The sequence below is a fragment of the Rhizobium lusitanum genome (genome assembly GCF_014189535.1).
In the GTDB taxonomy this organism is placed as follows: domain Bacteria; phylum Pseudomonadota; class Alphaproteobacteria; order Rhizobiales; family Rhizobiaceae; genus Rhizobium; species Rhizobium lusitanum_C.
This window is the reverse complement of sequence record NZ_CP050308.1, coordinates 285461-310714: the sequence shown is the minus strand read 5'-3', so window position 1 is coordinate 310714 and position 25254 is coordinate 285461. Positions and strand designations below refer to the sequence as shown.

Sequence of the window (25254 nt, the reverse complement as noted above, 5' to 3'; positions counted from 1 at the left end):
TCTCCTATTCCGCCGCTAGCAGAACCTTCTTCTCGCGGGCCGCCCGCAGCCGGGCGAAATCGTCGCCGGCATGATGGGACGAGCGGGTCAGCGGGCTGGAGGCCACCATCAGGAAACCCTTGGTGTAGGCAACCGTCTCGTAGGACTTGAATTCGTCGGGCGTGACGAAGCTCATGACCTGATGATGCTTGCGGGTTGGCTGCAGATACTGGCCGATGGTCAGGAAATCGACGTCCGCTGTCCGCAGGTCATCCATCAGCTGCAGCACTTCGTTGCGCTCTTCGCCAAGACCGACCATGATGCCGGACTTGGTGAACATGGTCGGATCGAGTTCCTTGACCCGCTGCAAAAGCCGGACCGAATGGAAGTAGCGAGCACCGGGACGTACCGTCAGGTAATTACCGGGCACAGTTTCCATGTTGTGATTGAAGACGTCGGGCTTGGCGGCAACGACACGCTCCAGCGCACCGGGCTTCTTCAGGAAGTCAGGCGTCAGGATTTCGATCGTCGTCATCGGTGAAGCGGCACGGATCGCCCAGATCACCTTTTCGAAATGCTCGGCACCGCCATCCGCCAGATCGTCGCGGTCGACGGAGGTGATGACGACGTGACTGAGGCCCATTTCCTTGACGGCCTTGGCGACGTTTTCAGGCTCGGCCATATCGAGCGCATTCGGCTTGCCGGTCGAGACATTGCAGAAGGCGCAGGCGCGCGTACAGATCTCGCCCATGATCATGAAGGTGGCGTGCTTCTTTTCCCAGCACTCGCCGATATTCGGGCAGCCGGCCTCCTCGCAGACCGTGACGAGCTTGTGCTCCTTCACGATAGAGCGCGTTTCGGCATAGCCCTTCGATGTCGGCGCCTTGACGCGGATCCAGTCGGGCTTGCGCAGAACTTCCGTGTCCGGCCGATTTGCCTTTTCCGGATGCCTCACGCGCTTTGCGTCTGAATTGATCCTGTCGAGAATCGTGACCATGAAACGTCTACTTTCCGCCGCTCGTCCGCGGCCCATTCATCGCCGGGCGAATTTGGCGAGAAATATCAGAATGCATGCACCAATGAAACCGGTGACGAAAAAACCAAACCTTCCACCGGGTACGCCGACGTGCAACCCCGCGAGAATGGCAGCTGCAACCACCGAGCCGGCGATGCCGAGGACGATGTTGAGAATGACGCCATAGCGCACCTCCATCAGCTTGCCCGCGAGCCACCCCGCAAGACCGCCGATAATGACCAAACCCAACCAGCCCGTACTTTCCATCGAATCCTTGCCCTTAAGCTATCAATCTCGCCAGCACCACCACGACAATCGCACCCACGGTCGCGTGAATAATCTCAACCACCAGCGCGCTCTCAATTCCCAGCGAGATCCCGAACCAATTGAACAGGAACCCGCCGACGAAAGCACCGATCACGCCGCTGACCAGGCAACCGATCAAACCACCGCCGCCGCCGACGATCAGGCTGGCGAGAAACCCCGCCACCAGACCGATCAAAAGAAAGACGACCCAACCTTCCGTGCCTATAGACATGATGATTTCCTTCGCTATTTTCCACCCTCAACATAGAGGGCATGTCAGAAAATTATCAAGCGTTCAGCACGCGGCCGTAGGCGTCCAGCACGGCTTCCTTCATCGATTCAGAAACAGTCGGATGCGGGAAGATCGTGTGCATCAGCTCTTCTTCCGTCGTCTCCAGGTTCATGGCGACGACAAAGCCCTGGATCAGTTCGGTGACTTCGGCGCCGACCATGTGGGCGCCGAGCAGCTCACCGGTCTTCTTATCGAAAATGACCTTGACCAAGCCCTGGTCTTCACCGAGCGCGATCGCCTTGCCGTTGGCGGCGAAGGAGAAGCGGCCGACGCGGATCTCACGGCCCTGCTCCTTGGCTTTGGCTTCCGTCAGGCCGACGGAGGCGACCTGCGGATTGCAATAGGTGCAGCCCGGAACCTTGCTCTTGTCGGTCGGATGCACGTTCGGCAGGCCCGCGATCTTCTCGATGCAGACAACACCTTCATGCTCGGCCTTGTGGGCCAGCATCGGCGGGCCGGCAACGTCGCCGATCGCATAGATGCCCGCTACATTGGTCTTACCGTAGCCATCGATAACGACGCAGCCACGATCGGTCTTCACGCCGAGCGATTCAAGGCCGAGATTTTCGATATTGCCCTGCACACCGACGGCGGAGATCATGCGGTCGGCAACAATCTGCTGCACCTTGCCGTCTTCGGTCTCGACATGGGCAGTGATGCTGTTGGCAGCCTTCTCGACCTTGGTGACCTTGGCCTTGGTAATGATCTTCAGGCCGCGCTTTTCGAGTTGCTTGCGGGCGATGCCGGAGATTTCGGCGTCTTCGACCGGCATGATGGTCGGCATGACCTCGACGACGGTGACGTCGACGCCCATGGAGCGATAAAAGCTTGCAAACTCGATGCCGATGGCGCCCGAGCCCATAACCAGCAGCGACTTCGGCAGGAAATCCGGCTTCAGCGCTTCAAAATAGGTCCAGATCAGCTTGCTGTCCGGCTCGATGCCCGGCAGAGCGCGCGGACGGGCGCCGGTGGCGACGATGATGTGCTTGGCGGTGTAGGTGCCCTCGCCCTTGGTGTTCTTCGGCAGCGGATGCTGCGGCTCGACAACGACCTTGGTCGACTTGCCGACGACGATTTCACCGGGCTTGGTGATCTTGGCTTCGCCCCAGATCACGTCGACCTTGTTCTTCTTCATCAAATAGCCGATGCCGGAGTTGAGGCGAGCAGAAACGCCGCGCGAGCGGGCAACAACCGCCTTCACATCTGCGCTCACCTTGCCCTCGAGGACGAGGCCGTAGTCCTTCAGGTGGTTGGAATGGTCAAGAATTTCGGCCGAGCGCAGCAGCGCCTTGGTCGGGATGCAACCCCAGTTGAGGCAGATGCCGCCCAGGTGCTCGCGCTCGACGATCGCCGTCTTCAGGCCAAGCTGGCCGGCGCGCACGGCGGCGACGTAGCCGCCGGGACCAGAGCCGATGATGATGACGTCGTAATTCTCAGCCATGTGTTTCCTGCCTTTTTGGTGGCGGCCGGTAAAGCGTCAGCCTGCCCTGAATTGTTAGATACCCAGCATCATGCGCACGATCGACTCTACGCCACGACCAAGCGCCCGGGTGTTTTCCGCATCGAGATGCACGCCGTCGAGCGGCGTTGTGACGGCTACCGAAGCGCCGTCGAAAAAGCCGCAGCCTTCCTCGTCGGCGAGATCGCGGTAGAGCGTTGCCAGCTTGCCCGACTCGTCAACCGCGCCAAGGAAACTTGAAGCGAAGGCCGCATTGGCCGTCTCGGAGATGACGGGCGGCGCGACGATCAGAATATCGGGGACCTCATGATCGAACCCCCATGTATGATTGCGCACGAGCTGGATCAACCGCCGCACACCCTGCATCGCCGCAAAAGCGGGACCCGCAACAACCGGCTTCATGTCGTTGGTGCCGAGCATGATGATGACGAGATCGAGCGGCGCATGTGTCTGCAGGATCGTCGGCAACACCCTTGCGCCATTGCGATCGCAATCGGCAAGGTGATCATCAAAAGCCGTCGTGCGGCCGTTCAGCCCTTCCGGGATGACGCGCGCCTGATCGCCGAGCGCCTTTTGCAGCACGCTCGGCCATCGATCTTCGAAGGCATGACGACCGATCGTTTCGGCGTTATAGCCCCATGTCAGAGAATCGCCATAACACAGAACGGTCTTGGTCATTCATGCCTCCGATTGACGACAAGGCTCAGACGAGCATCCCCATCGGGTTTTCGATGTAGCCCTTGAAGGCTGCCAGGAGTTCCGCGCCGAGAGCACCGTCGACGGCGCGATGGTCGGTCGACAGCGTGACGCTCATCACGGTGGCGATGACCATCTCGCCCTTCCTGACGATCACTCGCTGCTCGCCCGCGCCAACGGCCAGAATGGTCGCATGCGGCGGGTTGACGACGGCGGCGAAGTTCTTGACGCCCATCATGCCCATGTTGGACACGGCGGTGGTGCCGCCCTGATACTCTTCGGGCTTAAGCTTGCGCTCCTTGGCACGCTTGCCGTAGTCCTTCATCTCGTTGGAGATGGTCGAGAGCGTCTTCTCTTCGGCACTGCGGATGATCGGCGTGATCAGGCCGCCCGGAATGGAGACGGCAACGCCGACATCGGCATGCTTGTGCTTGACCATGTTGCTGTCGGTCCAGGAGACGTTGGCATTCGGCACATCGCGCAGCGACAGCGCCAGGGCCTTGATGACCATGTCGTTGACCGAGAGCTTGTAGGCCGGAACACCGTCCTTCGACTTCGGAGCGGCATCGTTGAGTTGCGTACGCAACGCCAACAAGGCGTCGAGTTCGCAATCGACCGAGACGTAGAAATGCGGGATCGTCTGCTTGGATTCCTGCAGGCGCTTGGCAATGGTCTTGCGCATGCCGTCATGCGGCACGAGCTCGTAGGAGCCGGCCTCGAACAGCTTGAGAACGGCGTCTTCCGACATGCCCTTCGGCGCGGCGGCCGGTGCCTGGGCAGCTGGTGCTGCAGCCGGAGCGGCCTTGGCGACGCCGCCGCCGGCAGCAGCGGCTTCGATGTCCTTCTTGATCACCCGGCCATGCGGGCCGGAGCCGACGAGCGCGGTCAGATCAATGCCAGCATCCTTGGCAAGACGACGCGCCAGCGGCGATGCGAAGGTGCGCTGACCACCCGTTGCTGCCGGAGCCGAAGCCACGGCGGGAGCGGCAGAAGCCACCGGAGCAGGCGTTGCCGCGGGAGCGGCAGCAACCGGAGCAGCTTCAGCCTTCGGCGCAGCGGCCGGAGCCGAACCCGCGCCGGAAGCAGCAGCGGCAACATCTTCGCCTTCGCTGGCCAGAACCGCGATCAGTGCGTTGACCTTGACGCCTTCGGTCCCGGCGGGAACGAGGATCTTGGCAACCGTACCTTCATCGATGGCTTCGACTTCCATCGTCGCCTTGTCGGTCTCAATCTCGGCGATGATGTCACCGGACTTGATCTTGTCGCCTTCCTTGACCAGCCATTTGGCAAGGTTGCCCTCTTCCATGGTTGGCGAGAGGGCAGGCATGGTGATGTTGATAGGCATCGAAGAGCCCTCCCCTTATTTGTAGCAAACGGCTTTCACCGCATCGACCACTTCACCGACATTCGGAAGCGCCAGCTTCTCGAGGTTGGCGGCGTAGGGCATGGGCACATCCTTGCCGGCAATCGTCAGGATCGGCGCATCGAGATAATCGAAGGCCTGCTGCATGACGCGGGTCGCGACTTCCGTGCCGACGGAGGACTGCGGATAGCCTTCCTCGACGACCACCAGGCGGCCGGTCTTCTTCACGGATTCGATAACTGTCGGCAGATCCATCGGACGGATGGTGCGCAGATCGATCAGCTCGACATCGATGCCCAGGGCTTCCAGCTCGGCAACCGCCTTGATGGAATAGGACATGCCGATACCGAAGGAAACGATCGTCACGTCCTTGCCAGTACGATGAATGCGCGCCTTGCCGATCGGCACAACGAAATTGTCGAGCTTCGGCACGTCAAAGTGCTGGCCGTAGAGAATTTCGTTTTCAAGGAAGACAACCGGGTTCGGATCGCGGATAGCAGCCTTCAGCAGGCCCTTGGCGTCGGCTGCCGAGTAGGGCATGACGACCTTGAGACCTGGAATCTGGCTATACCATGCAGAATAATCCTGGCTGTGCTGAGCACCGACGCGGGCTGCAGCACCATTCGGGCCGCGGAACACGATCGGAGCGCCCATCTGGCCGCCGGACATGTAGAGCGTCTTGGCAGCGGAGTTGATGATCTGGTCAATCGCCTGCATGGCGAAGTTGAAGGTCATGAACTCGATGATCGGACGAAGACCGGCCATGGCAGCGCCGACGCCGACACCGGCAAAGCCGTGTTCGGTGATCGGGGTATCGATAACGCGGCGAGGACCGAACTCCTGCAGCAGGCCCTGGGTGATCTTGTAGGCACCCTGGTATTCGGCGACTTCTTCACCCATGACGAAGACGTCTGGGTTGTCGCGCATTTCTTCGGCCATGGCGTCGCGCAGTGCTTCGCGCACCGTCATCGACACCATTTCCGTGCCGGCCGGGATTTCCGGATCGGCAGGAGCAGCGGCCTTCGGCTGTGCCGGAACAGGCGCCGGAGCGACGGCAGCGGCAGGCGCTTCAGTCTTGACCGGCTCGGCAGCCGGAGCAGCCTTAGCCGTCGAGATGTCCGAAGCGGATTCGCCGTCCTGCAGCAGGATGGCGATCTTGGCGTTGACCTTGACACCTTCGGTTCCGGCTTCCACCAGCAGCTTGCCGATGATGCCTTCATCGACGGCTTCCACTTCCATGGTGGCCTTGTCGGTTTCGATTTCCGCAATGACGTCGCCGGATGTGACCTTGTCACCTTCCTGCTTCAGCCATTTGGAAAGGGTGCCCTCTTCCATCGTCGGAGAAAGGGCGGGCATGAGAATATCGATGGGCATGGTTTTCCCTCCCCGATTCAGAGCAGAATGTCGGTGTAGAGCTCGGATGCATCCGGCTCCGGATCGGCCTGAGCGAAATCGGCGCTGTCGGCGACGATGTCGCGGACGTCCTTGTCGATCACCTTCAGGTCGTCTTCCGACGCCCAGCCCTTGTCCAGAAGACGGACACGAACCTGCTCGATCGGATCATGCTCGGAGCGCATCTTCTGCACTTCGTCCTTGGAGCGATACTTAGCCGGATCCGACATGGAATGGCCACGGTAACGATAGGTCAGCATTTCCAGAATGATCGGACCCTTGCCGGAGCGGCAATATTCAACCGCCTCGTCGGCAGCTGCCTTGACGGCACGAACGTCCATGGCGTCAACCTGGATACCGGGGATACCGAAGGAGGCACCGCGCTTGGAGAAGTCAGGCTGCGCGGTGGCGCGTGCCGTCGACGTACCCATGGCATAACGGTTGTTCTCGATCACGTAGATCACCGGCAGCTTCCAGAGCTGCGCCATATTGAAGCTTTCGTAGACCTGGCCCTGGTTGGCAGCGCCATCGCCGAAATAGGCGACGCTGACATTGTCATTGCCGCGATACCAGTTGGCAAAGCCGAGACCGGTGCCAAGCGAGACCTGCGCGCCGACGATGCCGTGGCCGCCGTAAAAATTCTTTTCCTTGGAGAACATGTGCATGGAGCCGCCCTTCCCTCGGGAATAGCCGCCCTGGCGTCCGGTGAGCTCGGCCATGACGCCGCGGGCACTCATGCCGGCTGCCAGCATGTGACCGTGGTCGCGATAGCCGGTGATGACCTGGTCGCCATCCTTCAGGGCCATCTGCATGCCGACAACGACAGCTTCCTGACCGATATAAAGGTGACAGAAACCGCCAATGAAGCCCATACCGTAGAGCTGGCCAGCCTTCTCTTCGAAGCGGCGGATCAGCAGCATCTCGCGATAGGCACTCAGTTCTGCATCGCGGTCAAATTCTGCAATAGCGCCGCCATTGGTTTCCTTGGCAGGCCTCGATGCTGTCTTCCGGCTGGAAACGGACGCGGATTTACGTGGCGCCATTCAACCCTCCCTGTGTGAGTAGCCTCGTTTTATAGTGAGGCGTAACATAGGGAAGATTGTCCGCCACAGCAATGCTATAATTGCATGGCTCATATTCATCGCAAGCTATTGTTATAGCTGTGAAAAATTCAGTTAACTTGAATTCGGTTAATTGTGGCTATTTGTTGAAAATGACGATTTCATCAGCCTTGGAATAGGTTAGCTGATAGCGCGCGTACTGATCAAGCATATCCTTGTCCAGCGAGCCGTCGCTGAGCAGCGCCACGGCCTTTTCGAGGTGTTCGCGCTTGGCAACGAGATCGGCAAGCTCCTTGCCGCGATCGATGCGCCGCTGCTCGAAAACCTCGGTTGCCTTCAGGCCGTAGTCGCCATGAATACAGTGATAGCCGAAATAGCTGACGAAGGCGACCGTGATGGCGGGAAGAACGAAACGACCGAATCTTCTCTTCTTATGATATTTTGTCCACATACTCGCCCGCTCGAAACGCCCTACGGAGTATGATCCCGAACCTTTGGTCCGCGCAGCGAAAATGCGAAGCGGTTTCCGGATAAGATCATGCCAAATCAAACATCTATGACGACTCTAGCCGGTAGAGATTAACCATCCGTTGACTCTAACCTTCCCACAACGAAAAACCGCGCCCGAAGGCGCGGCTCAAGATATTGCAGGCATTAAAGGCAGACCGGATCAGCGCCCGGCCGAACCCTGAAATCAGCCGCGCAGGATGGAGCGGCCGGCATACTTTGCCTGCGGGCCGAGGCCTTCTTCGATGCGGATCAGCTGGTTGTACTTGGCAAGACGATCGGAGCGCGACAGCGAGCCGGTCTTGATCTGACCGCAGTTGGTGGCAACTGCGAGATCGGCGATGGTCGAGTCTTCGGTTTCGCCGGAACGGTGCGACATGACGGCCGTGTAGTTGGCCTTGTGCGCGGTTTCGACAGCGTCGAGCGTTTCCGTCAGCGTGCCGATCTGGTTGACCTTGACGAGGATCGAGTTGGCAACACCCATACGGATGCCGTCGCGCAGACGAGCCGAATTGGTGACGAACAGGTCGTCGCCGACAAGCTGCGTCTTTTTGCCGATCAGATCGGTCAGCGCCTTCCAGCCTTCCCAATCGTCTTCAGCCATGCCGTCTTCGATCGACGCGATCGGGTACTTGGCGGCGAGTTCGGCAAGGTACTCAGCCATGGCGCCCGGTTCCAGCGTGCGGCCTTCGCCTTCGAGAACGTACTTGCCATCCTTGAAGAATTCGGTCGAAGCGCAATCCAGGCCGAGATAGATATCTTCGCCCGGCTTGTAGCCGGCCTTTTCGATCGACTTCATGATGAAGTCGAGAGCAGCTGGCGCGCTGGAGAGGCCCGGCGCGAAGCCGCCTTCATCACCGACGTTGGTGTTATGCCCCTGCGACGCCAGTTCCTTTTTGAGAACATGGAAGACTTCCGCACCAATGCGCGCTGCGTCACGGAAGGTTTCTGCGCCGACCGGCAGGATCATGAACTCCTGGAAATCGATAGGATTGTCGGCATGAGCGCCGCCGTTGATGATGTTCATCATCGGAACCGGCAGCAGGCGAGCGTGAGCGCCGCCGACATAGCGGTAGAGCGGCAGGTTTGCAGCCTGGGCGGCAGCCTTGGCGACAGCGAGCGACACGCCGAGGATGGCGTTGGCGCCGAGACGGGCCTTGTTCGGCGTACCGTCAAGCTCGATCATGATGTCGTCGATCTGGATCTGATTTTCAGCGTCCATGCCGCCGATCGCGTCAAAGATCTCGGTATTGACGGCTTCGACGGCCTTTTCGACACCCTTGCCGTGATAGCGCTTGCCGCCGTCACGAAGCTCGACGGCTTCATGCGCGCCGGTCGATGCACCCGACGGAACCGCTGCGCGGCCCAAGCTGCCATCTTCGAGGTAGACATCGACTTCAACAGTCGGATTGCCACGGCTGTCGAGAATCTCGCGGGCGATAATGTCGGTGATTGCGGTCATGATTGCTTCCTGCTCGCTGGGTTATAAATCGATTGAAATCGTCTTAATCGAAGATGCGGAAATTACAATGCCGCTCCGCACCTCAATCAGGCGCTCCAACAGGCCGCGTATAGCAAGTTCATGTCAGCCTGTTGAATGCCGCTTATATCTCTCAGGCCTTGGCGATGGCGTCGAAGGCCAACAGCTTTTCCAGAAGCTGCGGCATGTCCTTCAGATAGACCATGTTCGGACCATCGGACGGTGCATTGTCCGGATCCTCATGTGTCTCGACGAAAACGCCGGCAACGCCGACGGCAACGGCGGCACGCGCCAGCGTTTCGACGAATCGGCGGTCACCGCCCGTCGAACCGCCCTGCCCGCCCGGCTGCTGCACGGAATGAGTGGCATCGAAGATCACCGGAGCGCCCATCGCCGCCATGATCGGCAGCGAGCGCATGTCGGAGACCAGCGTGTTATAGCCGAAGGAGGCACCACGCTCGCAGAGCATGATATTCGGGTTGCCGCTCTCGTTCAGCTTGGCAAGCACGTTCTTCATGTCCCAGGGCGCCAGAAACTGACCCTTCTTGACGTTGACGACGCGGCCGGTCTTGGCGGCAGCAACGAGAAGGTCGGTCTGGCGCGACAGGAAGGCCGGGATCTGCAGGATGTCTACCGTCTTGGCGACGATCGCGCACTGTTCTTCGGTGTGGATGTCGGACAGGACTGGAAAGCCATATTCCTTTTTTAGATCGGCAAAGACTTCCATGGCCTTGTCCAGGCCGATGCCGCGCTTGCCGGAGAGCGAGGTGCGGTTCGCCTTGTCATAGGACGACTTGTAGACAAGGCCGATGCCGAGCTTGCCGCAGAGTTCCTTCAGCACACCGGCAACCATGAAGGCATGATCGCGGCTTTCCATCTGGCAGGGGCCGGCAATCAGCGACAGCTTGGCGGTATTGGAAAACAGAACCTTGGATGCGCCCTCGCCGACGATCACTTCGGAATTCGTGCTCATGCTATCTCCTCGAAGGCAAACAACGCGCCCTGTCCGGGGGCGGGCTTTGCCAGAATACGATTGTTCTTACGCGTGTATGTGACGCCGTTAGCAGCCAAATGCGACGATGTCACGGAAAGATCGTGTGTCTTGAAGAGGATTGCGCGCGCGCGAAGGCCGGGATCGCCCGCCGGCACAGGAAAATCGTAAAAGGCTTCCATGCCTTCCGGGGTCAGAACCTCGATCCGGGCATTCGCCGTCTCGATCGTCAGCCCAAAGGAATGCTCCGATATCTTCGGTCCACCTGCAACCTGTTCGAAGAAACCCCGGAATGCCGCCGGCTTCGGCGTCGACAGGGCGACCTGTGCAATGCCAGTCACGCCGTTGGCATGCCGTTCCAGGGCGCTGCGATCGGCCGGTATGGGATTGATCCGCTGCGCGCAGAAAGCGTAGAAATCCGGCGACCGCAGATCGGCCGCGAAAGCGAGACGGAAGCCGGCGATCGTTTCCGAGCCGTCCAGCATGCGCATCGGCCGTTCGAAATCCAGCATGCTCCCGGCCGACATGGCGTTCGCCTGGAAGCGCTTATCATCGACGGCCGCATCCTCAGTGCCGAAAACCACGGCCGAAAAACCTTCCTCACTGACGCGAAAACGGTAGGCCTGATCGCGAGCGACAAAAACATTGCCCTCCTCGATACTCGCTTCATATTGCTCATGCGACGCAACGCCCAGAGGCTCCAGATAGGTCTTGTCGGAAAAGAACACGCAGGCATTCTCGGTGCCGAAAGGATGGCGGGCATCAGCGGCAACGGTAAAGCCGAGCTTGCCAAGCCGCTCCCGCGCCATGGCGATATTGACCGTTGGCAAAACGAGATGATCCAGCGGATGCAGCGATAAGGCCATGGCTTCCTCCTTCATGTATGCCGCAGGTTTGCGCCCTTCCGCGGTTCAATTCAAGATGAAAGCGCGGCGTCTAAAAACCAGGCGGATCGCAAAAAGAAGGCTTATTGTCGAATAGTTTGCGACTGCGCGGAAGCCGCAAGTCCTCCGGGTTTCAGTAGTCATGCAACGATAGCCGGCTCCCATTCCCGCAGAATCGACCATGGCCGACTTCCATATATGTTTCCATTGACTAGCGCCGGAATACTCCACGGTTCCGCCTACGGGGGACCTGTTATGTTCTGCTTTATTTAACACGCCCACAAAACATTCATCGAAAATTAGGGACTTGCGGAACACATATGGAACATATAGTGTTCGTTCTGGATTTGTTTCACGATACCTTCACGATTCTGGGGTTCAAATACGATGTTGACACGCAAGCAGCAGGAACTGCTTCTCTTCATTCACGAACGGATGAAGGAGTCCGGTATTCCACCTTCTTTCGATGAAATGAAAGATGCGCTGGATCTTGCGTCCAAGTCCGGCATTCACCGTTTGATCACGGCTCTGGAAGAGCGCGGCTTCATCCGCCGCCTGCCGAATCGGGCTCGAGCGCTGGAGGTCATCAAGCTACCGGAAGCCTATAGTCCGAGCCTGCAGCCGCGCCGCGTTTTCTCGCCGAGCGTCATCGAGGGCAGCCTGGGCAAGCCCCAGCCGGTACAGCCGCCCGCCCCTGCGAAGCCGGCGAACGACGAGAACAATAGCGCCGTATCCGTGCCGGTCATGGGCCGCATTGCTGCCGGTGTTCCGATCTCGGCGATCCAGAACAACACTCACGATATCAGCGTCCCCGCAGACATGCTTGGCTCTGGCGAGCATTATGCGCTCGAGGTCAAGGGCGACTCGATGATCGATGCCGGCATCTTCGATGGCGACACTGTCATCATCCGCAACAGCACGACCGCCAATCCCGGCGATATCGTCGTCGCCTTGGTCGACGATGAAGAGGCGACATTGAAGCGCTTCCGCCGCAAGGGTGCCTCAATAGCGCTCGAGGCGGCCAATCCCGCCTATGAGACCCGTATTTTCGGGCCGGATCGCGTCAAGGTGCAAGGCAAGCTCGTCGGCCTTATCCGTCGTTATCACTAGCTGGTGACGCGGGCACAATCGGCGCTCCGAATGTGCCCGTTCGCCAATCATAGCCGCGATGCAGATTCCATGGCCGCGCTAGAGTTTCAAATGCGGTCGTGGCGATCGGCTTGTTGGCACTAAGATCCATTTCGATGGACCCGGTTCGCTGTAACGTAGCCCCTGTAAACAGCATTGCACCCGAGCGGCAACGATCGAGTCGCAGACGGATAGGGGTGACGACGATATTGGCGGTGTCACAGGCCGGGGCGAGATAGGCCGCATCCTCGATTGTGACGAGCATCTCGCCATTGCTGAGCACCGCCACGCACCATGCCCGTTTCTGGCAGGCAAAGCCACCCTCCCCCGCTTTATCCAATGCCGCATCCATCGCCTTGCGGACAGCGTTCTGCTCATCGGCAGTCAGGCGGCGGTTCCTGTCCGATTTGCTGATCTTGGGGAGTTGGCTGTCGGGTGGAAGCATTGTCGGCGGCCGGTGATCGGTCATGGCCAGTGCCCTTTGCCACTGCTCGAAGATGAAGTCAGGCGGCTTTTCGCGATTGCTCGTCAAAGCATCGTCCCGCCGCAAGGCTACCAAGGTGCCATCCTCGGAAATCATCAAGTCAGGCTTTCGGACATCCGGAACAAGTGCGGCGACAACAACCGAGCCAATCATCAGCAACACGCCCGTATGCCGTAGCCAAGTCTTCAGCAAAGTCATCAATACGAAGCCGGCAATGAATGTCGGGAACAGCCAGACCGGCATTCGGCCGAACGGAATATTGCCACCCCAGGCAGCAACAGTCTTGGCGATGATGATAACGAGGTCCAGCCCCTCGCCGGTGATCTGCCAGAACCATCCATCGAGACCGAACGGCATCAGCAGCATCGCGGCCATTCCGAACGGCATGACGATAAAGGAAACGATCGGCATGGCAGCCAGGTTGGCAGCGAGACCATAGGTCGACAACCGGTGGAAATGCTCGATCGAAAAGATCGCCGTCGACGCGCCACCGAGAAAGGAGGTCGACAATATGCCGCCGAAGAAACGCGAGACGAAAAGCAGCGGGCGCATGACCCGAAACCGGGAAAAAATGCTTTCCCGATGCCGCCGCCGCGTCCAGAGCGAATAGCCGGATACCAATGCCAGTGTTGCGGCATAGGACATCTGGAAACTCGGTCCCAACGCCTGCGACGGCGACAGGACGAGGATAACGATCGCCGACAGGGCAACGTTGCGCAGGCTGAGAGATGGCCGATCGAAAAGAACGGCGACCAGCATGATCGCCATCATGATGAAAGCGCGCTCCGCCGAAACACCGAAACCGGAAATCAGGTAGTAGGCGGTCACCGTTATCAGCGCGCCAATGGCAGCGATCTTCTTCGTTGGCCAGGCCTGTGCGACTCCAAACAACAGGCTGAGGGCATAACGCAAGCCGACATAAAAGATACCGGCCGAGAGCGCCATGTTCAGGCCGGAAATGGCGATGATATGCGTAAGGCCCGCCGTCCGCAGCGCTTCGGTCGTATCGTCAGAAATCGCGCGTCTCTCATCGGTGACAAGCGCTGCCGCAAAGGCCCCGGTATCGCCGGGCAGTGTCTTCCTGATCCTGTCGCCGATGCTGTTGCGCAAACCCGCGAGCCAGATATCCGCTCTGTCGAGAATTGTTCCGTTGTCGATATCACCGGAAGGTGAGATGAGTGTCGGCGCTCCAAAGGCAAAGCCGTTCGCGCCGATCCCATTGAAATATGCGCTGAAGGCAAAATCGTTAAGACCCGGCAAGGCAGGCCCCGCCGCCGGCGTCAGCCGTACCCTGCCCTGCATGCGATCGCCGAGTTGGAAGGGCTGGGGCTGTTTGCGCACGAAAATGGTGACCCGTTCCGGGGCCCTGCGGATGGTCGGCTTCTCCGTTGCTTCGAGTGCGACGACATAGCGCCAGCGTCCGTTATCATCCGACTCACGCCGCTCGATCCGCCCGGTGATCGTGGTCGTCACCGCTGAGTCGAGCATCACGGTCGAAGCGCGCCAGGCTTCACATTGAGCCAACGCCATGCCGGAGCATGTCAGCATTCCAGCCAAGAGGAAGTGCCGCAGCCCAGGCTCCGCATGCTGCTTCAGAAAGAAAGCACCCGCGAAAATCAAAAGGGCCGCGAAGACGGCCTGGGGTGGCGGATCGACACCGGCCTTGAACCAAAAAATCGCGCCAAGGCCGATATAGACCGGCACAAAGAGAAGCGCTCGCCCATGGGCCGCCTCTTCCTCGACCAACCGGACAATGTCGAGCCGAACACTATTTGCGGCGAGACGAAGACGCGTCGCGAACGTTGCCTGATCCTGCGTCCGCGACAGGGGGATGGCTTTGGCAACGACGATAACAGCCGGAAAACCGCCGTCGCGGTCGGCAACCTCGGCTTGATTTTGGCTGTCCAACTGCCGATCAGATGCCTCTAAATTAGGCATTTACCCCACGCCCACCGCAAAACTACAGCTATGACGAGATTTTTGCCGTCACCGGCCGGTGAATTCAACTGAAATCGCGTGCGTGCTGGATAAAACACCTCACTCAGCATGGAAGCGAAGCAATTTCATCTATTGCAGTGCCCAAAAGTTGATACCGCAATGCACAAATAGGCGTAAGGATAACTTGGCATTAGGCTCTGGATCATATAGCTAATCCGTAGTCGCTTAACCTTTTGGCGCTTTTTATGGCGTCAACCCCCGCCAAATCTTGGAGGATCAGCATGACGGAACAAAGCGCGAAACTAACTTGGGGCGAAAAGACGGTGGATCTGCCGGTGAAATCCGGAACCATCGGCCCAAGTGTCATTGATATTGGTGCCCTTTATAAGAACACCTCCACTTTCACCTACGATCCGGGCTTCACCTCGACCGCGTCGTGCGAGTCCGCCATCACCTTTATTGATGGCGACGAAGGCGTTCTGCTGCACCGCGGTTATCCGATCGAACAGCTTGCCGAACACGGCGACTTCCTCGAAGTCTGCTACCTGCTTCTATACGGCGAACTTCCAACCGCTGCCCAGAAGAAGGATTTCGATCATCGCGTGACCATGCACACGATGGTGCATGAGCAGATGAGTCGCTTCTTCACCGGCTTCCGCCGTGATGCGCATCCGATGGCCGTCATGTGCGGCTGCGTCGGCGCCCTGTCGGCTTTCTATCACGACTCGACCGACATCACCGATCCGCACCAGCGCATGGTTGCAAGCCTGCGCATGATCGCCAAGATGCCGACGCTCGCCGCCATGGCCTACAAGTACCATATCGGCCAGCCCTTCGTTTATCCGAAGAACGATCTCGATTATGCGTCGAATTTCCTGCGCATGTGCTTTGCTGTTCCTTGCGAGGAATATGAGGTCAATCCGGTGCTCGCGCGCGCCATGGATCGCATCTTCATCCTGCATGCCGATCACGAGCAGAATGCCTCGACCTCGACGGTTCGCCTCGCTGGTTCTTCCGGCGCCAATCCATTCGCCTGTATCGCCGCTGGCATCGCCTGCCTCTGGGGCCCGGCTCATGGCGGCGCCAATGAAGCTGCGCTGAACATGCTCAGCGAAATCGGCTCCGTCGACCGTATTCCGGAATATATCGCCCGCGCCAAGGACAAGAACGATCCGTTCCGTCTGATGGGCTTCGGTCATCGCGTCTACAAAAACTACGACCCGCGCGCCAAGATCATGCAAAAGACGGCGCACGAGGTTCTGGGCGAACTCGGCATCAAGGACGATCCATTGCTCGATATCGCTATCGAGTTGGAGCGCATCGCGCTGACCGATGAATATTTCATCGAGAAGAAGCTCTATCCGAATGTCGACTTCTATTCCGGTATCACGCTGAAGGCCTTGGGCTTCCCCACGACCATGTTCACGGTGCTCTTCGCCCTTGCTCGTACCGTCGGCTGGATCGCCCAGTGGAATGAGATGATCGAAGATCCGCAGCAGCGAATCGGCCGTCCGCGCCAGCTTTACACCGGCGAACCGCCGCGCGAATACATTCCGGTTTCAAAGCGTTAAGCCAAGTGACAAAACAACAAAAAACCCGGTCAGAAATGGCCGGGTTTTTTGTTGGCTAAAACATCAAGGAGGATCGCCGCCGCCTTTTCTCCGGGCGGCTCTTCCGTCTGCATCCGCTGCCAAACCAGATCGTAACCCTCCAGCATGGCCGCCCGCTCCAAGGTATCGTTCGACAGGCGTTCCATATAACGCGCCACTTTGCCGGGCCGTAGCACGTCGTTGAGGAGTTCGGGCACGATGACATAATCCGCAATCAGGTTCGGCAAAGCGGCTGTCCAGACCTTTATACGCGACATCACAAACCGGGCAAGCCACTCAGTTTTATAGGTCGAGAGAACAGGAACGCCGGCAAGACCCAGCTCCAGGATCACGGTGCCGGAGGCGGCAACCGCAGCATCCGCTTCCACAAAAGCCTTCCATTTAGCCTCCTGTCCGACGAAGATATCCGGCTTGACGCTCCAGTTTTCGACAAGAGAGCGCACCAATGCTTCCTGTCGCGGTACGGTCGGCAGCAGATAGCGAACGCGATCATTTCGCCGGCTAAGCTCCATCACTGCCTGCTCGAAAATCGGCAAGAGCTGGCGAATCTCAGTGGAGCGCGAGCCGGGAAGCAGCAGGATCGTCTTTTCGCCATCAGGGGCGCTCACGGCGCGGAGCGCACGCTGGCGGCGGGTCTCGACGAGGCTCGCATCCACCGTCAGGCGATGTCCGACATAGCTCGTTGCCGGTCCCGCCAACCGCTGCATCGCCGCCGGTTCGAACGGTAGGATGGCCAAGACATGATCAACATAGGCGAGCATTTTCTGCGCGCGATATTCCTTCCACGCCCAGACGCTGGGGCAGACGTAATTGATGATCGGCAGGTCCGGCAAAGCCGCCCTTACTTTCTTGGCGACGCGATGGGTGAAATCCGGGCTATCGATGATCAGAAGCACATCCGGCCTGGCCGCGATGATGGTATTCGCCGTCTGCCTGATGCGGGCAAGCAGTTTCGGCAGTTGCTTGATCACCTGCGCAAACCCCATGATCGACAGTTCGGAATAGTCGAACAGCGATCGCAGGCCCTGCGCCTCCAGCGCTTCGCCGCCGACACCGATCAATTCCACCGGGCCGTCATAACGACGCTTCAATGCAGCGACAAGATCGCCGCCGAGCAGATCGCCCGAGACTTCACCGGCAACCACCGCGAGTTTCAGCAGCCCCTTGCTCACATGAAGCCCTCCGCGCTCAGGCCGCGGTCGATACCGCACACGAAAAGCCCTGCTTCATCGGCAGCAGCAATAACCGCCTCGCGCTCCAGTACCAGCGCCCTGCCCGCCTCGATGGCAACACCGGCAAGACCGGCCTTCTTGGCGTTCATCACGGTCGAGACGCCGATCGAAGGCAAATCGGCGCGCACATCCTGCTGCGGCTTGCAGAGTTTGACCAGCACGCCGCGACGACGCGTCGATATGCGCCCTTCCGCACGCAGGCCAGCGACGCGCTCGATCATCTGGTCCGTGCCTTCGGCGCCCTCCAGCGCCACGACGCGGCCGCCGACGCTAACCGCGCCCTGGCCAACATCCAGCAGCCCCAATGCATCGGCAGCTTTCGCGCCCTGGGCGATATCTCTTAGATCCTCTTTGGATGGCGAATGCTTGCCAAGTGGCCCGGTGGTTGCAAGCAGATCGGGCGCAATCTCATGCGCGCCGATAACGCGGACACCGCACGCCTCAATCAAACGAATGACCATTTGCAACACGGCATTATCGCCGCCGGAAAGAAGCGTGCGAATGGTCGAGGGCAATTCCTTGATCACCCGCCAGGTCGGATGGATCTCCCGCCAGGCTGGGCGGCGCGCGACTGCGCCGGACATGACGACCCGGTCGATGCCATAACGGCGGAACGCGGCTTCAAGACCGGCAAAATTGCCGACGCCAAGAGTAGCGTGATCGAAAGCGGACCAATCGCGGTCCGCCTCGTTGGTCAATGCAAGAATAACAGGATCTTCGCCGGCCTGGCGGGCGGCTTCGGCGACATAGGCTGGCAAAAAACCACTACCTGCGATGATCGCCAGCCTGCCCTTGTTGTCCTGACCGCTCGCGGCCACCTTAGCCCTTACCGCGATTGGGCGACGACAATGCGCGATCGCTATCGGCGGCGATGAAATCGAGGATCTCCATTGCTTCCTTGCAATCGGCATATTCCTCGCGGATCGCCGCCGCATTGTCGCGGATCGAGCCTTCACCTTCGAAAATGCTCTTATAGGCACGGCGGACCCGATGGATCTCCGAACGCGCGATACCGGCGCGGCTCATGCCGACAATATTCAAGCCCGACAGGACACCAGGATTGCCGTTCAGCATGCCATAGGGAATGACGTCGTAGCTTGCGGCCGAGAGGCCGCCGACGAAGGCCTGACGGCCGATGCGGGTGAACTGATGCACCGCGCAGCCGCCGCCGAGAATGGCGCGGTCTTCAACGGTGACATGCCCAGCCAGCATGACGTTGTTCGACATGATGACATTGTTGCCGACGCGGCAATCATGGGCGACATGCGAATTGGCGAGGAACAGATTGTTATTGCCGACGATCGTCTTGCCGCCGTAATCGGCCGTGCCGGTATTGATTGTCACGCCTTCGCGGATCGTGCAATTCTCGCCGACATCCAGCGTCGTCTCTTCGCCGCCGTGATGCACACTCTGCGGATCGCCGCCGACGACAGCCATGGCGAATATCTTCGTACCCTTGCCGATCGTCGTCCGACCGGTCACGACCACATGCGTCAACAACTCGACAGCGTCATGCAGCACGACCTTCGGACCGACATGGCAGAACGGACCGACGAAAACATTCTCGCCAATGACCGCGCCGTCCTCGATAACCGCAAGCTTATGAATGCGTGCGCTTTTTGCGATGCTGCTCATGCCTGATCTGGGTCCCTTCGTACAATCATCGCGCCAATATCGGCCTCGGCAACCACCGAACCATCTACCTTGGCGTCACAGTGGAACTTCCAGATCGTGCCACGCTGCTTCTGCTTGACGACATGGAACTCCACACGATCGCCCGGAACGACCGGTTTGCGGAATCGGGCATTATCGATCGTCATGAAGTAGACGAGATTGCCGCCGATGCCGTCCTTGCGGGCGCAGATCGCGCCTGCCGTCTGAGCCATGCCTTCAATCAGCAGAACGCCCGGCATGATCGGCGCGCCTGGAAAGTGCCCGGTGAATTGCGGCTCATTTGCCGTGACGTTCTTGATGCCGATAGCGGAATTATCGCTATCGATCTCAATGATCCTGTCGACCATCAGGAAAGGATAGCGATGCGGCAAAAGCTTCATAATCTCGATGATGTCAGCCGACGACAGCGACGTTTTGGCGTCTTCAGTCATGCTCCGCACTCCCGTCCTTCTTCTCTCTGGCTCCGGATCGCTTTGCAATCTCGGCCACCTCTCTCAGGAAATCCCACAAAGGTCGTGCCGGAATACCCGCAAAGCGCGCTCCCGCCGGGATACTGTTCATGACGCCGCTCATAGCACCGATCTGAACGCCATCACCGATATGGATATGACCGTTGATGCCCGTATGGCCGCCGATCTGCACGCCATCGCCGATCACCGCGCTGCCGGCTATGCCGACCAGGCTGACAATAGCGCAATGACGGCCGATCCGGACGTTATGTCCGATCTGCACGTGATTGTCGATCTTGGTGCCTTCGCCGATCACCGTATCATCCATTGTGCCACGGTCGATCGTCGTGTTGGCACCGATCTCGACATTGTCCTGGATGATAACGCGGCCAATTTGCACGATCTTGATCATCCCGCGCGGGCTTGGCGCATAGCCAAAACCATCCTGACCGATACGGGCGCCATTGTGGATGATGACATCGTTGCCGAGATAGGAACAAAGAATACTGGCACCGCCGGCGATCGTGCAATTGCGCCCGATCTTGACGCCCGGGCCGATGATGGCGCCGGCTCCGATGCGGGTTCCCTCGCCTATTTCGGCACCCGGCCCGACGACCGCGCCTGGCTCGACGCCGACCTCGGCTTCAAGCCGGGCCGTCGGATCGACGAAAGCCATCGAAGAAATCAGGTTTGGCGTCGACGTCAGCGCAACCGGACGCATGGCTTGCGGATGCAGCAAAGCACCGGCAAGCGCAAAATCAGTATGCGGCTTCTGGGAAAGAAGAACCGGAACGTGTTCCGGGACGATAGACCTCAGGGTCGGCAAACAAATGATCGCCGAAGCCTTGCAGGTCTCCAGTTCCGCTCGATTCTTCGTGGAAAGAAGGTAACAAACATCGCCTTCTCCGGCCCGATAGACCGGTGCGACGGACTTGATAATGACGCCCGCAAAGGCCTCATCAGCAAGTTCCGCCCCAAGATGCTCGGCCAGCATACCTAAGCTGACGCCATCATGGGGCGGGAAAAAACCAATATGTTCCATAAGCACCAGCTCCAGAACGGTGTTAAGCCCGCAGTTCTGGGCTGCCGATATCAGAACTGGTTGGCAATGCCAAACCGGAAATTCTCAACCTTGTCGTAGTCCTGCTTGAGAACCGGCACTGCATAGTCGACACGGATGACACCGAAGGGCGAAGACCAGATCAAGCCGGCACCAAGCGAGGCACGGATCGAGCTGTTATCATTCAGGACGTCACCGAATAGGCTAGCCTTGTTGCCGGTGAGCGTACCCGCATCGGCAAAGGCTGCGAGGCGTAGACCGACATCCTGCGGAACACCCGGCATCGGCATGCTTGCCTCAGCCGAAGCCGTGAAGTAGGTCGTACCACCAAGCGGATCGCCATTCGACGTGCGCGGACCGATACCGGCATTCTCGAAGCCACGGATTTCACGGCCACCGAGCGTAAACTGATCGAAGACATTCAGCTTGCCGTCCGTCGGCATGACATAGCCGGCACCGACCGTCAACGAGCCGATGATATCGGCCTCGTCGCTGATCATCTTATAATAACGCGCCTTGCCGCTCAGCTTGTAGAAGTCGGAGTCGCCGCCCAGACCCGCATATTCATGCGTGAACTTAGCGATGATACCTTCACGCGGCAGATTTTGGTCATCCAGCGTGTTGTACGTGAAAGTCTGCGAAATCGTAGACTGAATCCAAGGACCGTTCTCGACAAGATTCTGGTACGGAGCGGAGAGGTGATCTTCCCAATCATTCGTACCGTCATAGGTGAGGCGCTTGTAGTTGTAGCGCAGCGTCGTCGCGAGGTTCTCGGTAATCGGAGCCGTCACGCGCAGCGAGAAGCCTTCTTCCGAGTAATCATAGTAGTCGTCGCTCGACGTCTGGTTCTTGAAGATGTCGAAACCGGCAGCCAGACGATAACCGAGGAAATAAGGCTCGGTGAACGAGATGTTGTAGGTACGATTGCCTTCAGTGCCGGCGCCCGCAGCAATACGGATATACTGACCGCGACCGAGGAAGTTCTTTTCTTCAACCGAAGCTTCGAGCAGCAGACCGCCATTATTGCCGACGGCGTAACCAGCACCGATACCGAACGAGCCGGTCGGCTGATCTTCGACGTTGACGACAACGACCACGCGGTCCGGAGCGCTGCCCGCTGCCGTGCTGATATCAACCTTCGTGAAGTAGCCGAGTGCGTCGAGGCGACGCTTGGCGCGGGTAATCATTTCCTGATTGAACGCATCGCCTTCGTTGATGTCGAATTCGCGACGGATAACGTAGTCGCGCGTGCGGGTGTTGCCGCGGATCTCGATGCGTTCGACATAAGCGCGCTCGCCCTGGTCGACGAGATATTCGATACCGACCGTGTGGCCGCTCAGGTCACGGTTACCGCGCGGCGTGATGCGGGCAAACGGATAGCCGGCGGAAGCGACGCGCTTGGAAATGTTCTCGATGGAGGTCTGGATATCCTTGGCGCTGTAGACATTACCCTTCTGAGTAATGACCAAGCTCTTCAGGTCCTCGGCATTGACACCGTCAACCGTCGAAACGACATTGATGTCGCCGTAGGTATAGCGCGGGCCTTCATCGACGTTGAAGTTCAACGTGTACTCGTTGCTCTGCTCGTTCATCGTCGCATCGGCACTGACGATGCGGAAGTCGGCATAACCGTGATTGTAGTAGAACTGACGCAGCGTATCCTGATCCGCCTGCTGGCGATCGGCGCTGTAGACGTCCTTGCGGGTCAGGAACGACATGAAGTTCGTCTTCTTGGTGCTGATCACCGAAGCGAGACGACCACTGTTGTAAGCCTGGTTGCCCGAGAAATTAATCTTGTCGATCTTGGTACGATCGCCTTCATTGATGACGAAGGCAACGTTGATGCGACCCTGCGCGACCGGAACGGTCTGCGTCGTCACCTGAATTTCATTACGACCGATCGCCGCGTAGGCGTCCTTGATCGTCTTGATGTCGGCCTGCACCTGGGTTTCGCTATAGGGACCAGCGGCATGGGTCTGTACGATACCCTGCAGCTTGTCGTCCTTGATCTTGCGGTTGCCGTTGAAAACCACAGCGTTGATCAGCTGGTTTTCCTTGACGGAAACGACCAGCGTGCCGCCGGAAACGCTCACATGCACATCGGAGAAGTATCCGGTGGCATAGAGCTGCTTCACCGAACTATCGATATCACCGGGCGAGAAACTCTTGCCAGGCTTGATCGTGAGATTGTCGCGAACAGCATCAACACCAACGCGCTCAGCCCCCCTTACATCGATCCGCTGTACAACAGCGGCTTCTGCGACCGAAGCAGAAGCAAAGGTGACAACACCAGCGCCCGACGCAACAACACCAGCAGACAGCGCTACCGCCGACACTGCGTTCAAAAATCTTGAACCAGCCTTCATTTCACTTCTTACCTTTTTTCAGTCGTCCCCAGCCCCGGGAAGAACCCGATTCCGGCCACGTGTGTCGTTTTACCCGCTTTTGACATACAAGCAAGGGAGCAAGTTAATTTCTATTTACTTCATTTCAAAGAGTGGCTCATTCGCCACTACAGCTTTGAAACATCGTAAATAAATCGTAATTTTCCTCTTGCTCCCCATCAGCCTATCCTGGAGCTGATGTCGTTCCATGTCGCAAATACCATGAGTGACAGAACCATCGCGAAACCAATCCGGAAAGCGATGTCTTGCGCTCGAGCACCTAGCGGTTTTCCCCTTACTGCTTCAATCGCATAGAACATCAAGTGCCCGCCATCAAGTACCGGGACCGGCATCAAATTTAATAAACCAATTGAAACAGAAAGTATGGCGGCGAATTGGAGCACTGCGGAGAGGCCCAGCGTCGCCATCTGGCCGGAAAGTTGCGCCACACGAATCGGGCCACCGAGCTGATCCGCCTTCATGTAGCCGCCGATGACATTGCCGAGATATTCGACGGTACCGGAAATGATGTTGCCGGTCTGCTTCACGCCTTCGCTTAGCGCCTGCACCGGCCCGTATGCCTGATACCGCAGCTTGATAGGCTTCTGGCCGTCGCTCATTCCTATGCTGCCGATCTCCGTCTCGTTGCCGAAGGCATCGGGTTCTGCAGCCATCCTCGGCGTAATATGGACGTCACGCCTCACGCCGTCATGCTCGACGGACAATACCACAGTCCTGTCCGCACGCGAGGCAACATAACGCTGCACCTCGCCGATGGAGCCGATGGCCCGTCCATCCACAGAAATAATGCGATCTCCGAGCGTGACGCCCGCGCCGGCAGCCGGGCTGTCTTGCGCAATGGTGGCAACGAGCGGATCGACCGGCGAAATGCCGATACTACCGACATCCTTCTTATTGCCGGAGGAATCAGTCTCGGCCAAGGTTTCCGGCACCATCGGAAAATCGCGTGTCTGGCCATTGCGTTCGACCGTCAGGACCACGCTCTTGCCGGGGCGATCACCGATATAGCGGGCGATATCGTAATAGGTCGCGACATTGTTGCCGTCGATAGCAATCAGGCGGTCGCCGGCCTGCAAGCCCGCCCGCGCGGCCGGCCGGCCCGGCTCAACCGCCGTCACCACCGGATCGACAAGCGCAATGCCGATGCGGCCCATCTCCATCTTGTTGCCGAACTGATCCGTATCTTCCGCGAGCTTCGGCATGAGGTTGAAATCGCGCTTCTGGCCATCGCGTTCGACACTCAGCACGATATTGCGGCCGGGACGCATGCCGACATAGCGCTGCACTTCGTCAAAGGTCGTGATCTTGTTGCCATCGATGGCAACGAGACGGTCGCCAGGTTCGATCCCGGCTTCAGCGGCAGCGCCGCCGCGCGTGACCATGGCGACAACTGGATCCGCGACCGTGCGGCCATAGACGCCGAACAGCACGGCAAAGATTACGATAGCGAGAATGAAATTGGCGATCGGGCCGGCGGCGACGGTTGCGGCGCGCTTCCAGAGTTTCGCGCCGGCAAAGGATTGGGCACGCTCTTCCTCGGTCATGGCCGCGAGTTGATCCGTGTCAGTCTTGCTCGAGGCATCCTCGTCGCCGAAGAAACGGACATAGCCGCCGAGCGGAATGAGCGACAGTTTCCAGCGCGTACCGTGACGGTCGGTGAAACCGGCGATCTCCGGGCCAAAGCCGATCGAAAAGGCCATGATGCGAATGCCGGACCAGCGCCCCACGAGATAGTGACCCATCTCGTGCACGAAAACGAGCAGTGACAGGACGAAAACAAACGTGATGACGTTGTTCGTCAAGAAGCCGATGATGCCTGCCACGCTACCCATGCATTGATCCTGTTCGC

The 25254-nt window shown here is 58.9% G+C and carries 22 protein-coding genes; 2 read left to right on the top strand and 20 right to left on the bottom strand.

Going from position 1 to position 25254, the window contains the following annotated elements; all coding sequences use genetic code 11:
• Nucleotides 1–4: 4 nt before the first annotated feature.
• The 12 genes from lipA to HB780_RS15265 all read right to left on the bottom strand — a co-directional run bounded on the left by lipA (nt 5) and on the right by HB780_RS15265 (nt 11407).
• A complete protein-coding gene (lipA, locus tag HB780_RS15320) occupies nt 5–976 on the bottom strand; it encodes a lipoyl synthase (protein ID WP_183693167.1) in 972 nt (323 codons plus the stop codon).
• A 36-nt stretch (nt 977–1012) separates the two neighbouring features.
• Nucleotides 1013–1261, bottom strand: coding sequence for a GlsB/YeaQ/YmgE family stress response membrane protein (locus tag HB780_RS15315; RefSeq protein WP_007693461.1), 249 nt, complete (start codon nt 1259–1261; stop codon nt 1013–1015).
• A gap of 13 nt (nt 1262–1274) precedes the next feature.
• Nucleotides 1275–1532, bottom strand: a complete 258-nt coding sequence (locus HB780_RS15310) for a GlsB/YeaQ/YmgE family stress response membrane protein (protein WP_183693165.1) — start codon at nt 1530–1532, stop codon at nt 1275–1277.
• A 55-nt stretch (nt 1533–1587) separates the two neighbouring features.
• Nucleotides 1588–3033, bottom strand: a complete 1446-nt coding sequence (gene lpdA / locus HB780_RS15305) for a dihydrolipoyl dehydrogenase (protein ID WP_183693162.1) — start codon at nt 3031–3033, stop codon at nt 1588–1590.
• 54 nt (nt 3034–3087) lie between these two features.
• Nucleotides 3088–3729, bottom strand: coding sequence for an SGNH/GDSL hydrolase family protein (locus HB780_RS15300; protein WP_183693160.1), 642 nt, complete (start codon nt 3727–3729; stop codon nt 3088–3090).
• 25 nt (nt 3730–3754) lie between these two features.
• Entirely contained in the window at nt 3755–5092 is a 1338-nt protein-coding gene (locus HB780_RS15295; RefSeq protein WP_183693158.1) for a pyruvate dehydrogenase complex dihydrolipoamide acetyltransferase, read from the bottom strand.
• A gap of 15 nt (nt 5093–5107) precedes the next feature.
• On the bottom strand, nt 5108–6484 hold the full coding sequence (locus tag HB780_RS15290) for a pyruvate dehydrogenase complex E1 component subunit beta (RefSeq protein WP_183693156.1): 1377 nt from the start codon (nt 6482–6484) through the stop codon (nt 5108–5110).
• Between the two features lie 17 nt (nt 6485–6501).
• On the bottom strand, nt 6502–7545 hold the full coding sequence (pdhA, locus tag HB780_RS15285) for a pyruvate dehydrogenase (acetyl-transferring) E1 component subunit alpha (protein ID WP_183693154.1): 1044 nt from the start codon (nt 7543–7545) through the stop codon (nt 6502–6504).
• Nucleotides 7546–7702: 157 nt separating this feature from the next.
• A complete protein-coding gene (locus HB780_RS15280; protein ID WP_183693152.1) occupies nt 7703–8014 on the bottom strand; it encodes an FtsB family cell division protein in 312 nt (103 codons plus the stop codon).
• Nucleotides 8015–8257: 243 nt separating this feature from the next.
• Nucleotides 8258–9532: a phosphopyruvate hydratase gene (eno, locus tag HB780_RS15275; RefSeq protein WP_183693151.1), complete on the bottom strand. Its 1275-nt coding sequence runs from the start codon at nt 9530–9532 to the stop codon at nt 8258–8260.
• A 151-nt stretch (nt 9533–9683) separates the two neighbouring features.
• On the bottom strand, nt 9684–10523 hold the full coding sequence (gene kdsA, locus HB780_RS15270; RefSeq protein ID WP_183693149.1) for a 3-deoxy-8-phosphooctulonate synthase: 840 nt from the start codon (nt 10521–10523) through the stop codon (nt 9684–9686).
• Nucleotides 10520–11407, bottom strand: a complete 888-nt coding sequence (locus HB780_RS15265; RefSeq protein WP_183693147.1) for a VOC family protein — start codon at nt 11405–11407, stop codon at nt 10520–10522. Before HB780_RS15265 ends, kdsA begins: the two co-directional genes overlap by 4 nt.
• 405 nt (nt 11408–11812) lie before the next feature.
• Here HB780_RS15265 and lexA point away from each other — a divergent pair, with 405 nt between their 5' ends.
• Nucleotides 11813–12535, top strand: coding sequence for a transcriptional repressor LexA (lexA, locus tag HB780_RS15260; protein WP_183693146.1), 723 nt, complete (start codon nt 11813–11815; stop codon nt 12533–12535).
• Here the strand turns inward: lexA and HB780_RS15255 are convergent.
• Entirely contained in the window at nt 12516–14975 is a 2460-nt protein-coding gene (locus HB780_RS15255) for a ComEC/Rec2 family competence protein (RefSeq protein WP_183693145.1), read from the bottom strand. The genes lexA and HB780_RS15255 overlap by 20 nt on opposite strands.
• 281 nt (nt 14976–15256) lie before the next feature.
• Here HB780_RS15255 and gltA point away from each other — a divergent pair, with 281 nt between their 5' ends.
• A complete protein-coding gene (gltA, locus tag HB780_RS15250; protein ID WP_183693144.1) occupies nt 15257–16546 on the top strand; it encodes a citrate synthase in 1290 nt (429 codons plus the stop codon).
• A gap of 29 nt (nt 16547–16575) precedes the next feature.
• Here the strand turns inward: gltA and lpxB are convergent, their stop codons facing one another.
• From lpxB to rseP, 7 genes are all read right to left on the bottom strand, one after another.
• Nucleotides 16576–17757 (bottom strand): lipid-A-disaccharide synthase, encoded by a 1182-nt coding sequence (lpxB, locus tag HB780_RS15245; protein WP_183693143.1) that lies wholly within the window; start codon nt 17755–17757, stop codon nt 16576–16578.
• Nucleotides 17754–18635 (bottom strand): LpxI family protein, encoded by an 882-nt coding sequence (locus HB780_RS15240; RefSeq protein WP_183693142.1) that lies wholly within the window; start codon nt 18633–18635, stop codon nt 17754–17756. Before HB780_RS15240 ends, lpxB begins: the two co-directional genes overlap by 4 nt.
• Before the next feature lies 1 nt (nt 18636).
• Nucleotides 18637–19452 (bottom strand): acyl-ACP--UDP-N-acetylglucosamine O-acyltransferase, encoded by an 816-nt coding sequence (lpxA, locus tag HB780_RS15235; RefSeq protein ID WP_183693141.1) that lies wholly within the window; start codon nt 19450–19452, stop codon nt 18637–18639.
• Nucleotides 19449–19922: a 3-hydroxyacyl-ACP dehydratase FabZ gene (gene fabZ / locus HB780_RS15230; protein WP_183693139.1), complete on the bottom strand. Its 474-nt coding sequence runs from the start codon at nt 19920–19922 to the stop codon at nt 19449–19451. Before fabZ ends, lpxA begins: the two co-directional genes overlap by 4 nt.
• Nucleotides 19915–20982, bottom strand: a complete 1068-nt coding sequence (gene lpxD, locus HB780_RS15225) for a UDP-3-O-(3-hydroxymyristoyl)glucosamine N-acyltransferase (RefSeq protein ID WP_183693136.1) — start codon at nt 20980–20982, stop codon at nt 19915–19917. The genes fabZ and lpxD overlap by 8 nt, the downstream gene beginning before the upstream one ends.
• A 50-nt stretch (nt 20983–21032) precedes the next feature.
• Nucleotides 21033–23366 (bottom strand): outer membrane protein assembly factor BamA, encoded by a 2334-nt coding sequence (bamA, locus tag HB780_RS15220; protein WP_183693134.1) that lies wholly within the window; start codon nt 23364–23366, stop codon nt 21033–21035.
• A gap of 197 nt (nt 23367–23563) precedes the next feature.
• On the bottom strand, nt 23564–25237 hold the full coding sequence (gene rseP, locus HB780_RS15215) for an RIP metalloprotease RseP (protein WP_183693132.1): 1674 nt from the start codon (nt 25235–25237) through the stop codon (nt 23564–23566).
• Between the last annotated feature and the right edge of the window lie 17 nt (nt 25238–25254).